Annotated in this window: 1 protein-coding gene; it reads left to right on the top strand. The window is 40.3% G+C overall.

The window, feature by feature from the left end:
* A partial coding sequence (locus CD31_RS00085) for a transposase (RefSeq protein ID WP_036074759.1) occupies positions 1 to 390 on the top strand: 390 nt, incomplete at both ends.

Here is a 390-nt window from a genome sequence, read left to right as displayed (position 1 = left end):
ACTCCGGGAAATGTGCACGATAGTCATGTATTACAGCCACTTGTGGAAAGGGTCATTCAAAACGTTCAAAAACCAATCGCCGTTGCGGCAGATGCAGCCTATAAAACACCAGCGATTACGAATTTTTTATTAGAGAATCAAATGTTGCCTGTTCTTCCTTACACACGTCCTAAAACGAAAGATGGATTCTTCCGAAAGCATGAGTATATATATGACGAGCACTATAATTGTTATCTTTGCCCACAAGGGAAGATATTGAAGTATGCGACAACGACGAGGGAAGGATATCGGCAATATAAATCGAATCCTTTGATTTGTGCGAAGTGTCCAAGCCTTTCCAAATGTACAGAAAGTAAGCATCATCAAAAACTCATTCAACGCCATATTTGG

Source organism: Lysinibacillus boronitolerans JCM 21713 = 10a = NBRC 103108 (assembly GCF_000772935.1).
Classification (GTDB): Bacteria; Bacillota; Bacilli; order Bacillales_A; family Planococcaceae; genus Lysinibacillus; species Lysinibacillus boronitolerans.
Note: the sequence above shows the minus strand (reverse complement) of the source record. Positions and strands in the feature narration are given on the sequence as shown.